This is a genomic window from Geminocystis sp. (assembly GCF_041753295.1).
GTDB lineage: Bacteria > Cyanobacteriota > Cyanobacteriia > Cyanobacteriales > Cyanobacteriaceae > Geminocystis.
In genome coordinates this window covers 1-10,977 of the sequence record NZ_JBGSUU010000114.1, presented here as the reverse complement: position 1 = coordinate 10,977, position 10,977 = coordinate 1, and the positions used below count along the sequence as shown (strand labels likewise).

The 10,977-nt window shown below is 35.8% G+C and carries 15 protein-coding genes; 12 read left to right on the top strand and 3 right to left on the bottom strand.

Features of this window, described 5'->3' with window-relative positions; translation table 11 throughout:
- Nucleotides 1-153: 153 nt before the first annotated feature.
- The 9 genes from ACEW8E_RS14265 to ACEW8E_RS14225 all read left to right on the top strand — a co-directional run bounded on the left by ACEW8E_RS14265 (nt 154) and on the right by ACEW8E_RS14225 (nt 6,288).
- On the top strand, nt 154-987 hold the full coding sequence (locus tag ACEW8E_RS14265) for a DEAD/DEAH box helicase (RefSeq protein WP_373481023.1): 834 nt from the start codon (nt 154-156) through the stop codon (nt 985-987).
- Nucleotides 978-2,813, top strand: coding sequence for a helicase-related protein (locus ACEW8E_RS14260; protein WP_373481022.1), 1,836 nt, complete (start codon nt 978-980; stop codon nt 2,811-2,813). Before ACEW8E_RS14265 ends, ACEW8E_RS14260 begins: the two co-directional genes overlap by 10 nt.
- On the top strand, nt 2,813-4,105 hold the full coding sequence (locus ACEW8E_RS14255) for a DUF3883 domain-containing protein (RefSeq protein WP_373481021.1): 1,293 nt from the start codon (nt 2,813-2,815) through the stop codon (nt 4,103-4,105). The genes ACEW8E_RS14260 and ACEW8E_RS14255 overlap by 1 nt, the downstream gene beginning before the upstream one ends.
- 68 nt (nt 4,106-4,173) lie before the next feature.
- Nucleotides 4,174-4,521, top strand: coding sequence for a type II toxin-antitoxin system RelE/ParE family toxin (locus ACEW8E_RS14250; RefSeq protein ID WP_373481020.1), 348 nt, complete (start codon nt 4,174-4,176; stop codon nt 4,519-4,521).
- 13 nt (nt 4,522-4,534) lie between these two features.
- Complete coding sequence (locus ACEW8E_RS14245; protein ID WP_373481019.1) at nt 4,535-4,720, top strand: hypothetical protein; 186 nt, start codon at nt 4,535-4,537, stop codon at nt 4,718-4,720.
- Nucleotides 4,721-4,848: 128 nt separating this feature from the next.
- Nucleotides 4,849-5,121, top strand: a complete 273-nt coding sequence (locus ACEW8E_RS14240; RefSeq protein ID WP_373481018.1) for a hypothetical protein — start codon at nt 4,849-4,851, stop codon at nt 5,119-5,121.
- Between the two features lie 9 nt (nt 5,122-5,130).
- Nucleotides 5,131-5,556 (top strand): type II toxin-antitoxin system VapC family toxin, encoded by a 426-nt coding sequence (locus tag ACEW8E_RS14235; protein WP_373481017.1) that lies wholly within the window; start codon nt 5,131-5,133, stop codon nt 5,554-5,556.
- Between the two features lie 192 nt (nt 5,557-5,748).
- Entirely contained in the window at nt 5,749-6,090 is a 342-nt protein-coding gene (locus ACEW8E_RS14230) for a hypothetical protein (protein WP_373481016.1), read from the top strand.
- A gap of 3 nt (nt 6,091-6,093) precedes the next feature.
- The gene (locus ACEW8E_RS14225) at nt 6,094-6,288 is read left to right on the top strand and encodes a hypothetical protein (RefSeq protein WP_373481015.1); all 195 of its coding nucleotides are present in this window, start codon (nt 6,094-6,096) and stop codon (nt 6,286-6,288) included.
- Nucleotides 6,289-6,486: 198 nt separating this feature from the next.
- Here ACEW8E_RS14225 and ACEW8E_RS14220 read toward each other — a convergent pair whose 3' ends face one another.
- The 3 genes from ACEW8E_RS14220 to ACEW8E_RS14210 form a co-directional block, all read right to left on the bottom strand.
- Nucleotides 6,487-7,143 (bottom strand): response regulator, encoded by a 657-nt coding sequence (locus tag ACEW8E_RS14220; protein ID WP_373481014.1) that lies wholly within the window; start codon nt 7,141-7,143, stop codon nt 6,487-6,489.
- Nucleotides 7,144-7,197: 54 nt separating this feature from the next.
- Entirely contained in the window at nt 7,198-7,281 is an 84-nt protein-coding gene (locus ACEW8E_RS14215; RefSeq protein WP_373481024.1) for a DM13 domain-containing protein, read from the bottom strand.
- Between the two features lie 130 nt (nt 7,282-7,411).
- Nucleotides 7,412-8,641: a sensor histidine kinase gene (locus tag ACEW8E_RS14210; protein ID WP_373481013.1), complete on the bottom strand. Its 1,230-nt coding sequence runs from the start codon at nt 8,639-8,641 to the stop codon at nt 7,412-7,414.
- 137 nt (nt 8,642-8,778) lie between these two features.
- Between ACEW8E_RS14210 and ACEW8E_RS14205 the strand changes: the two genes are divergently transcribed.
- The 3 genes from ACEW8E_RS14205 (at nt 8,779) to ACEW8E_RS14195 (ending at nt 10,561) form a co-directional block, all read left to right on the top strand.
- Nucleotides 8,779-9,180, top strand: coding sequence for a hypothetical protein (locus ACEW8E_RS14205; protein ID WP_373481012.1), 402 nt, complete (start codon nt 8,779-8,781; stop codon nt 9,178-9,180).
- A 175-nt stretch (nt 9,181-9,355) separates the two neighbouring features.
- Nucleotides 9,356-9,640, top strand: a complete 285-nt coding sequence (locus ACEW8E_RS14200) for a hypothetical protein (protein ID WP_373481011.1) — start codon at nt 9,356-9,358, stop codon at nt 9,638-9,640.
- A gap of 156 nt (nt 9,641-9,796) precedes the next feature.
- On the top strand, nt 9,797-10,561 hold the full coding sequence (locus ACEW8E_RS14195) for a sterol desaturase family protein (protein WP_373481010.1): 765 nt from the start codon (nt 9,797-9,799) through the stop codon (nt 10,559-10,561).
- Nucleotides 10,562-10,977 lie beyond the last annotated feature (416 nt).

Below are 10,977 nucleotides of genomic sequence, written 5' to 3'. Positions count from 1 at the left end.
AAATAGAGATTTAGGAATTATCAAAAGACAAAGAAAACCAAGAATGAAATTGATTATTGCTCCTTTTCCAGATAAAGGGAAAAATTTGGACAATTTTTTCTATGAAAACCCCTTGACACATTGCTTTTCACCTTAACTTCTGAACAGGTGGATGTGATAGATAATACGGTCTTACTCCAAGTAAAAAAGGAGGAGGGCGATCGAGCGGAAGCAATGCTAGATTTAGCAACAGCTTTAGAATTAGAAGCCCAAGAAGAAGCCCATAACCAACCCTTAGTAAATGCCAAACGTTTTTTTCTGTTTATAGAATCCGCTAGGATTAAGACAGCCTATGATTTTTACCCCCATTTTGCCGTTAGTTTAAGCGGTGTAAAACCTTTACCCCATCAGTTAGAAGCAGTTTATCAACGCATATTACCCCAAACTAGACTAAGATTTTTGTTAGCAGATGATCCAGGGGCGGGTAAAACCATTATGGGGGGTTTACTGCTCAAAGAATTAAAATTACGTCATGCGGTAGAGCGAATTTTGATCTTAACTCCTGCTCCTCTAACCATACAATGGCAGGATGAGTTAAAGTCTAAATTCTCGGAAACTTTTGAAATTATTAATTCTTATCTGGTTAAAAATCAGTTGGGTGGTAATCCTTGGGAAAGATTCCGTCAATGTATTGCATCGATCGATTTTGCCAAGCGTGATGATGTACTACCTTCTATTTTACAAGTTGATTGGGATTTAGTGATTATCGATGAAGCCCATAAATGTTTTGCCCGTAGTCAAGGAGATGAGTTAAGACGCACGGGAAGGTATCGGTTAGCAGAAGAATTATCAAAAATAACGGAAAGGATTTTATTACTAACAGCAACACCTCATCAGGGGGATGCGGATCAGTTTCATAATTTTTTAAGGTTACTCGATGAAGATCAATTTATCTCTAATCAAGTAAATCCACGTATTCTTCAGTTAGATGAGTCTCCTTGGTTTTAAGACGGATTAAGGAAGAATTAAGGGATTTTGAAGGGAAAAAGCTGTTTAAGGAACGAAATGCTAAAACAGTACCCTTTGAACTATCCCCTACGGAAAAGTATTTATATGATCAGGTGACGGAGTATATTAATTGTTATTTAGGACGTACTAAAGGTAAAAAGCAAGGGGCGGTTGCTTTAGCCAGAACTGTTTTACAACGGCGGTTAGCCAGTAGTTTAAATGCTATTTATAGTTCTCTCAAAAGACGAGAAAAACGTTTTACTGACTTGCTCGAAGAGTTGCGGAATCTCTCTACCTATGAGCAACATAAGCGATTATTAGAATTAGGACGTATTAATCAAGGTTCAATGCCTAATGATGATGCTACCAATGGCTTTTCCAATAGTCGTAATTCATATACCAATAATTCGGCTGATGATAGCAACGACTTTTCCAATAGTCGTAATCTATATACCAATAATTCGGCTGATGATAGCAAGAGCTTTTCAAACAGTCGTAATTCATATAGCAATAATTCACCAAAAAATAGAAGTAAGAATAATTATGTTGTGGAGGATATATTAGAGGATGATGATTTTACCGAAGATGAGTTGGAGAATTTTTCTGTAAATGCTACCGTAGCAGAGCAGTTAGATGAATTAGAGACAGAATTAAAAGATTTACGGCGATTGGTAAAATTAGCAGAGCAAACCATAGAAAAAGGCGATGAAACTAAGTTAAATGCTCTCAAGTATTGTTTGGAAGGCAGTGAGTTTAATGAGTTAACAGGTGGCGGTGGTAAGTTACTAATTTTTACGGAACATCGTGATACCTTAAGCTATTTGAAGGAAAATCTAGGAAAGTGGGGTTATTCTATCTGTGAAATTCATGGGGGAATGAATGCGATCGCGCGCAAAATAGCTCAAAAGGATTTCCAATTTAATAAACAAATTTGTCTGGCAACGGAAGCCGCAGGGGAGGGGATTAATTTACAGTTTTGTCACTTAATGATTAACTATGATATACCATGGTCGCCCCATCGGTTAGAGCAACGCATGGGGAGAATACATTGTATTGGACAACCGAAGGATGTTTATGTTTTTAATTTCGTGGCAATCAATACCGTTGAGGGTAGCGTTTTAAATAAATTACTGCGAAAATTAGAGGAAATTAAAGCAGTAATGGGTGACAAAGTATTTGATGTCATTGGTCAACTTTTACAGCTAAATAACATTAATTTTGAGGATTTAATCAAAGAGGCAACCTACGGTAAGGCAGAAGAAGAAAAAGCCTATGAAACAGTAGAAAAATTAGATCCTGATAAACTAAAGGAATTAGAAGAGGCAACAGGTATCGCTTTGGCTACTTCCCATGTGGATTTGTCTCAAGTGCGCAAAACCAAAGAGCAAGATTTTCTTTCAGAAGAAAGACGGTTAATGCCTCGTTATGTGGAGGAATTTTTTGCCCGTGCCTGTGATTATCTAGGGATAAAATTAGAGGTTAGAGCGGATGGTTTATGGCGTATTCCCTATTTAAAGGAAGAATTTAGATCTCCTCTTTTGGATGCGGGAAGAAAATTAGGTATCGCAGAAAAGGAATATAAGAAGTTTACTTTTTATAAGGAGAAGTTAGAGGAGTTATCCTATGCGGATGGGGAATTTGTTTCCCCTGCGCATCCTTTATTTGGGGCAATCTCGGAACGGTTAGACTATAAGTTAGCTCAAACGGTGGGCTTCCAGTCGGCTTTGTTTAGTGATACTGATGCGGTTAAACCTTATCGGATTCATTTCTATCAGGTGGAAATTACTGGGGAAGAAAGGGTAAACCCACTATTATTAGGGCAGTAATGAAGGCTGTCTTAGAGGAAGTTGAGGGGGAATATCAGCTTATTTCTACGGATTGTCTTCATGATTTTACCCCTCTTGATATAACTAAACTCGAAAATTTATCTTCTGTCTATAATCCTTCTGTCATGAGGAACTTTTCCTCCTCTGTCATGGCGATCAATCGTACCATCTCTCGAAATTCTGATAATCAAGAAGATTGCTTCGTACCTCCCAATGACTATTCTGGGAGTGTCATGGCGAACGATAGTGAAGCCATCTCAGGGATTGCTTCGGGGGAGGAAAACTTTACTGATAAAGATTTAACAGGAAATACCCCTCGCAATAACGGTTTTGGTGTCATGATGATCGATCGTACCACCTCTCCAAATTCCGATAATCAAGAAGATTGCTTCGTGCCTCCCAATGACGGTTTTGGTGTCATGACGATCGATCGTACCACCTCTCCAAATTCCGATAATCAAGAAGATTGCTTCGTGCCTTCCAATGACGATCGAACTTCCTTGCTTTCTCCTCCTACCAGTGAACAACAAAATACGATCGAGAAGTGGTTAAAGGTAAAAGTACAATTTCCCCTCAAACAAGAGGAATCCCAAAAACGACAACGGGAATTAAAAATTCGTCAGGATTACCTTGAACAAGCCATGAATTCAGCCATAAAAGAGGCTCGTAGTGCTTACCTTAAATTAGCTAGTAAGGTGGCAAAAGGGGATGATACTTTCCGTATTGCGAGGGATAATGCCCAGAATAAGATTAACTTACTACAAGAACGTTATAACAATAAGAAAAATCAATTAAGTTACCTTCAGTTAGTGCGTCCTGATAAGATACGTTATTTTGGTACTGCTTTAGTTATTCCCACTCCCCATATTAATAATATGCGTACTGATGAAGAAGTAGAGGCGATCGCCATAGAATATGTGATGAACTATGAAAGGGAAAGGGGTTGGATTCCCACTGATGTTAGTCAACTTCGGGATGGTTGCAGTTTTGATATTCGTAGCGTTAAAGATGGAGAAGATGATAGTAACAATGTTCTAGTAAGAAGGATTGAGGTAAAAGGCAGAGCAGATTTTAACCAAGATGTTTGCCTAACTAATAATGAATGGCGAAGGGCGCAACAATTAGGGGATAGTTACTGGTTATATGTGGTATGGGGTTGTAAAACTAATGCACTGCAACTAATAACCATTCAAAATCCTGTGGTAGCTTTAGCGGGGAATGTTAAGGAGATAAAACAAGTAACTCGTTATATTATTGGTGGTTCAACTTTAGCCCAGTATCATCATGATTAAATTCCATTAATGTGATGTAATCAATAATGATAAATGCACGAAAAGTGTATTGATTTTATATTTAATCTATGAATTGGCAAATATTATTTCATGATGATTTTTTACCAGAACTTAATAAGTTTAGTCAAGAAGTACAAGATGAGCTGTTAGCTATTGCCAATCGCTTAAAAGAAAAAGGACCACAATTAAAAAGACCATTTGTAGATACATTGAAAGGATCAAAATACAAAAATATGAAAGAAATAAGATTCAATGCTGATGATGGTGTTTGGCGAGTAGCTTTTGGTTTTGATCCTCAAAGAAATGCTATTTTATTATTAGGTGGGGATAAATCAGGTATTAGCCAAAAACTATTTTATAAAACATTGATTAAAAAAGCTGATTCTCGCTATCAACAATATTTGAATAAACTTTAGTTATAAAAAAACAATGGCTATAACATTAGAAGAAATAATGGCAAAAATGCCAGAAGAACGTCAAAAAAAAATCTTAGCAAGGGCTGAAGAATTAAAAAAAGAAGAACGACGTTTTCGAGTAACAAAAGTTTTATTGAGAAAAAAAACAACTTCAAAAATTTCAAAAAGAAAAAAAACTACTAAAAAAATAAAAATATAGGTAACTTGATAAATTATTTATGATTGCTATAGCACTTACCATCAGCATGACATATCTATTTTTTTATAAGTAATTATCCAAACTTGATGTTAGTTCCAAAAATCTTTACAGGAGTATAAATCAAACCTATGAATATAAAATTAGTGGATTCTATTTTAACAATTATTGATTCTTTAACTCCAGAAGAAAGAGAATTATTAGAGTCAAGAATACAACTTAATCAACAAAATAAAAATAGTCAAAAAATAATTGATAAAGTTCAAGATAACAGTTTTACAAAAAGCCAAGGAAAACCATTTGAACCACCTTTAGATGAATATATAAAAATTACCAGAGATGAGCGTATTGCCCAACAAGATGAACTGATAAATAGTTATTTTGCAAGTAAAAATAACAAGTAATAAAGAGTAATGAATATTAATAAAATTTGTCTTGATGCTAGTTTTGTAATTCGTTATTTGAGTCAAAATAATTCTGATTCTATTTATGTTCAAAAGTTACGAGAATGGCAGGAAAAAAATTATACTTTGATAGCACCCACCTTGATAATGTATGAAGTTACCAATGCTTTTCACCGTGCTGTTATTGCGGGACAAATAACTGAATCTGAAGCACAAGATTTCCTAGAAGAAGCTATGAGTTTAAATATTAGTTTTTATGGAGATAAAGACTTACACAGAGATGCAATGAAACTAGCAAATTTATTTCGTCTTCCTGCTACTTATGATGCTCATTATTTAGCTTTAGCTAATCGTTTCAGTGTGGAATTATGGACAGCAGATTCTCGATTATATAATTCTGTTTCTGCTTCTTTATCATGGGTAAAATTAATCTAAAATTATGCTATTTTTTATAGTGATTAAATGTATTAATATAACCAACTATTTTATAGTAGAATTTTTTAAGTATAGAATAAAATAAACTAAGCAAATTTTCCTGAACGAGATTATGAAAATCGCCTCAGAAACTAGATTAAAATAAATCTATCAAGCTCAATACCATTCTTCTACCCACAACCTACTTTTATTATGGCAAAAATCACCCTAGAAGTTCCAGATGAACTGTCAGAACAATTATTACAAATAGGCGATCAACTTCCTGAACTTTTAGCATTGAGTTTGCAACAACCGCTACTCCCTGCTAAGATATATCACTATATTCTCGATTTTTTAGCTAGTAAACCGACAACAGAACAAATTGTCGCTTTTCGTCCTACTGCTCAAATGCAGGAGCGTCTCAACTCCGTATTAACACGGAGTAAAACTGGTGAACTTACATCTACAGAAAAACAAGAACTTGATGAATATGAACGCATTGAACACTTGATTATTATGCTTAAAGCAGGAAGTTTTCCTTATTTAGAACGTTAATTTATGAGTAAGAAAAATTTTTCTGATATGTCAAAAGAAGAAAGACAAAAAATTGTCTGGGAAATGTCTGATGAGGATATTGATTTTAGCGATATACCTAAAATTAATGAAGATTTTTTCAAGACAGCAAAAAGAATCGAAGATCCTCGCAAATCCAAAACAGATAACGTTAGAATCAGATCTCATAAACTGGTTTAAAAGTCGTGCTCAAGAAAATAGTTATGAAGTATTAATAAATAATGTTCTTGAAAACTATATTCAGCATCAAATAGACAATTAATAAATCACCAATGAGATAAAAAAAGACTTAAATTAGCCTATAATATCAAGGTCTTCGTAGTGTTTATGTTCAGGCTCATAAATTAGGATTGAGGAAAAACCATAACAGGCTTACAACTATATGATTTTTTTGAAATCTGAAAATCCGACTTTGAGAGATGCGATCGCAAGTTGGGTTCGATCTCGTAATTCTAACTGATTTAAAATACTGGTAATGTAGTTTTTAACAGTCTTTTCTGCGATGTGGAGAGATTGAGCAATTTCCCGATTGTTATATCCTTGAGCAACTAAACAGACAATATCTTTTTCCCGTTGTGATAATGCTAACCAGGGTTTTATCTCTTCTTGCTGTAATACGCTGTTTGGTTGAGCTAACACTTTTGTCGCCAGTCCAGGTCCTATTTGGGTATAGCCTTTATTAACTAGGTATATGGCTTGGGTTAACTCCTCAAAGGGAGTATCTTTGAGCAAATAACCTGAAGCCCCAGCCTGTAGTGCTTGAGATACATATTCTTGGTCATCAAAGGTTGTCAGCATCAATACTTTTGTGTGTGGAAACTTTTGACAGATTTGACGAGTACCAGACACTCCGTCACTAATGGGCATTCGTACATCCATGAGGACAACATCAGGGTTTAACTGACTGACAAGGGTGACTGCTTCTTGACCATTCTGAGCCTCCCCCACCACTTCTAGGTGAGAATCTGTGATGAGTAGGGCATTTAAGCCCCGTCGGATTAAATCTTGATCATCAACTAACAGTATGCGAATCATAATTTATTTATTCTCAAAGGGGATTAGATGCGTCCTAGCTTAATTTTAAGTGTTCTACTGAAAAACGGTAGCGGCAAAAGTCGCATTAAATTTACGACACCAAATTCCGACTGATTTGTACTCTGCCCAATTAGACATCGACCGAATTTAATTTTAAAATCAATTTTAATAATGAAAACGTCAAAATTACCACTTTTCCCTCTTCCCTCTTCCCTCTTCCCTGACTTCCACTAAATTGACGCAGTAGAATCCTAGAGTCAATCTCAATTTAGTTAATTCCTGAAAGGGGAATTTTTGCCATGACACGGCAACCTTGATCTGGTGCTGTTATGATTTCTAATTTACCCTTCAATGCTAATGTTCGTTCTCGCATTCCCTGAAGTCCAAAACCCGTTGTATTTTGAGTCAAATCAAATCCCTTGCCGTTATCTACAATTGTAATTTTTAAATCTGTAGTAGATTGAATAAGACTAATTTTAACCTCTGTTGCTACTGCATACTTACGAATATTGGTCAAACTCTCTTGCACAATACGATAAATGACCACATTAACTTCGTGGGAAAGTAAAGATTTGAGTTGATTATCTAATGTCGGCAACACTCCAGTGGACTTATAAAACTCTGTCATTAAATCTGTAATTGCTTCAGACAGACATTTTTTCTGCAAAGGATCAGAACGTAATACGGTGATAGATTGGCGAACCTCTTGTAAAGTTCTTGTATTAAGCTGTTTAATTTCCCGTAACAGTTCTTCAGCTTTATCAGGGTGCGATCGCATCAGACGTAACGCCCCTTCCAGATGAATGCCAAATACAGTCAGAGAATGCCCCAGTGAATCATGAATATCCCTAGCAATTCGATTACGTTCTTGTACCGTTGCCAAATCTTCAATCCTGAGTGCATATTCTCGCAAACGGGCATTGGTTGCACTCAATTCTTCTTGTCTTTGACGCTCTTTGAGGGCGGCATCAACTAACAGATGGAGAAATAAAATTATCAAGCCAATGGAGAAAAAAGCACTAATCCAAACTACGCCAATTTGATCAGAAGGAATATTGAAAGGTCGAAATTGACTAAACAAATTATAACTCAGACCGATAATACAACCCACGAAAGCAAATCCTGTAACTAGCCCTCCATAGGGTTTTTCCCATAGCATACCGTTGCGGATGACTAATATCACAAATAAGATTGTAGGTAATACAAGATTGCCGAAAAATATCAAGCAAAAAATAACTACAAATTCTATCAGAGTATAAATTAACTTAGAGATGTATTGTTGTGGATTCATTCGCCCTAGTAAAGCAAATAATCCTAACCCGAAAATATTGACAATTAATAAATTCGGCAGCGTGGTGAAAAATACGACAATTATTTGCGAAATGGCGACAATACCTAGCAACACCCACTCCAGAATCATAAGTAAGTGCAGTAAAAACGATCGAGATTGAGGATATGAACTCATGGCAATAAAGATAATTGCTTTGGTTTTGCCCATCACTATATCAAAGAAAATCTTTGCTCAACTTAGGACTAAAGTCCCGAAAAGTTAGGACTTTATTCTCTACTCATTCGATAGGTTCAATTCTTATATTGTAAATGTACAAACTAATCAACAAACACCGATTAACAATTATGAAGGTAAAATTTATTTCTTGGCTTGGCAGTGGATTAATCGCATCAACTTCCATGTTTCCTCTTATGGCACAAGCTCAATCTAATTCAGTAACTCTTTTGCCTCCTGCTTTAGCTGAAATCGAACTTAGTGCGTCACAGCAAACTAAACTTGAAGCAGTAAAAAAAGAAACTCAATCTCAATTACAAACTATATTATCTTCATCGCAACAAGATCAACTAAAAAACTCCCTTTCTCAGGGTAACGATATGCGATCGGCTGTTCAGTCCCTCAATCTTTCCTTTCGACAACGTCGCCAAATGAAAAACATTATGCAAACAATGCAATCTGAAGTTGGTAATATTCTTACCCCAGAACAAAAACAACAGATTCAGCAAAAAGCTCAAAGCTCACAAAATTAAATTTGTCAGGACTTACCCAATTTAACCAAAAATCAAGGCTTGGAGATTCCGTGGAATAGGCATCATGCCTGTATTAGCTCAGCATGACAGTTTTTCATTCCCCGTGGGTAAGTCCAGATTTGTTACATATCAATCTAAGTAATTGTTTTAGTTTATATATTAGGAGAAACAGACCATGACCAAATCATTTTTTAGCTTTTCTTTAGCCCTCGGATTAGCATTTTCCACATTAAATAATGGAGCAGTTTTTGCTCAACAAACAACTGTCCGTACAGGTGCTAACGGCAACTCTCAAACCACTAATCGCACTGGGAGTAATGGAGGGCAAAACACCACTCGCACAGGTTCTAACGGCAACTCTCAAACCACTAATCGCACTTGGGGTAATGGAGAGCAAAACACCACTCGTACGGGTTCTAACGGTAATTCTCAAACCACTAATCGCACAATCAACAAATAACACTTTGATGAGAGTATTTGTAGTTTAATTGCCACAATCACAGGATAGGGATGAAATTCTTCTTACCCTATTTTTTATTCGATTATTTCTCAATCTTGCATTATTATGTCATACGATTTCCTTTATCATTTATATCCGCTTTTATTGATCACTATTGTGGTAGAAGTTATTTTGATTCAGTCGAGCCACAACTTCAATTTTTCTTGGCAAGAAAGTTTTGCTTCTTTAGGGGTGGCGATCGGACATAGAATTACTAACACGGTTTTCGCTGTGATTCCCCTAGGAGTTTACTCTTATGTCTGGGAACATCGTTTATGGACAATATCTTTAGATCATCTGTGGACAATTTTTTTCCTGTTTGTCGGGGTTGAATTTTTTTACTACTGGTATCATCGATTTGCTCACGAAATTCGTTGGTTATGGGCAACTCATGCGGTTCATCATTCGGCAAATTATTTTAACCTATCCGCTTCTTTTCGATTGGGTTGGACAGCTTGGTTATCGGGAAATTACTTGTTTTTTCTGCCACTGTGTTGGTTAGGTTTTGCTCCAAGTGCGATCGTACTTACTCTAGCCATCAACTTACTTTATCAATTTTGGATTCATACTGAGCTAATTCCCAAACTAGGTTGGTTTGAGTGGGTGTTTAATACGCCATCCCATCATCGAGTTCACCATGCTTCTAATCCAGAATACATCGATCGCAACTATGGGGGTATGTTAATTATTTTCGATCGCCTATTTGGTACATTTGCCACGGAAAACTCTAATTATCCTCTGGTGTATGGATTAACTCATCCTTTTCAATCTCATAATCCCTTTAAAATTGCCTTTTATGAATGGAATAAATTGTTTCAAGAACTAAAAAATACTAAAACTTGGCGCGATCGCTGTCTCATTATGATTGGACGACCTAAGTAGGGTCTGCTAAATAAATCAGAAAGCTATTAAAATCAAGGGTTTATAGATACTACATTAACAAAAAAGTGAGTATTTTTGACAATTTTTACTCAAAAAACAGGTAATTATTATATATAGCAATTCTCGTTATGGTGAGGTACAAAACGATCCCCCTTAATCCCCCTTAATCCCCCTTAATAAGCAGGGTGTTTTCAAAGTCGGGGCAAAATTAAAAAAAAGATGGACTTTTTGGTTATACAATCGACCATGTCCATCTTATTTTTTGTTTATTTAAAATCATTCGTTAGAAGTTAAATAAATCAACAAAAAGTCAAGATAATAGTAATAAAAATTAACAAATAGCTGAAAGCCTTATAAATGTTAATATTTGAGAGTATTCCCTTTTTCCCAACCACGGATGACTAAGAAAATTAACC

Excerpts from the sequence above, each read along its gene's own strand:
- ACEW8E_RS14240 (WP_373481018.1), top strand. The coding sequence starts at position 4,849 with ATGAATATAAAATTAGTGGATTCTATTTTAACAATTATTGATTCTTTA.
- ACEW8E_RS14250 (WP_373481020.1), top strand. The coding sequence starts at position 4,174 with ATGAATTGGCAAATATTATTTCATGATGATTTTTTACCAGAACTTAAT.
- ACEW8E_RS14220 (WP_373481014.1), bottom strand. The coding sequence starts at position 7,143 with ATGATTCGCATACTGTTAGTTGATGATCAAGATTTAATCCGACGGGGC.
- ACEW8E_RS14245 (WP_373481019.1), top strand. The coding sequence starts at position 4,535 with ATGGCTATAACATTAGAAGAAATAATGGCAAAAATGCCAGAAGAACGT.
- ACEW8E_RS14230 (WP_373481016.1), top strand. The coding sequence starts at position 5,749 with ATGGCAAAAATCACCCTAGAAGTTCCAGATGAACTGTCAGAACAATTA.
- ACEW8E_RS14215 (WP_373481024.1), bottom strand. The coding sequence starts at position 7,281 with ATGTCTAATTGGGCAGAGTACAAATCAGTCGGAATTTGGTGTCGTAAA.
- ACEW8E_RS14255 (WP_373481021.1), top strand. The coding sequence starts at position 2,813 with ATGAAGGCTGTCTTAGAGGAAGTTGAGGGGGAATATCAGCTTATTTCT.
- ACEW8E_RS14205 (WP_373481012.1), top strand. The coding sequence starts at position 8,779 with ATGAAGGTAAAATTTATTTCTTGGCTTGGCAGTGGATTAATCGCATCA.
- ACEW8E_RS14210 (WP_373481013.1), bottom strand. The coding sequence starts at position 8,641 with ATGGGCAAAACCAAAGCAATTATCTTTATTGCCATGAGTTCATATCCT.
- ACEW8E_RS14235 (WP_373481017.1), top strand. The coding sequence starts at position 5,131 with ATGAATATTAATAAAATTTGTCTTGATGCTAGTTTTGTAATTCGTTAT.
- ACEW8E_RS14200 (WP_373481011.1), top strand. The coding sequence starts at position 9,356 with ATGACCAAATCATTTTTTAGCTTTTCTTTAGCCCTCGGATTAGCATTT.
- ACEW8E_RS14225 (WP_373481015.1), top strand. The coding sequence starts at position 6,094 with ATGAGTAAGAAAAATTTTTCTGATATGTCAAAAGAAGAAAGACAAAAA.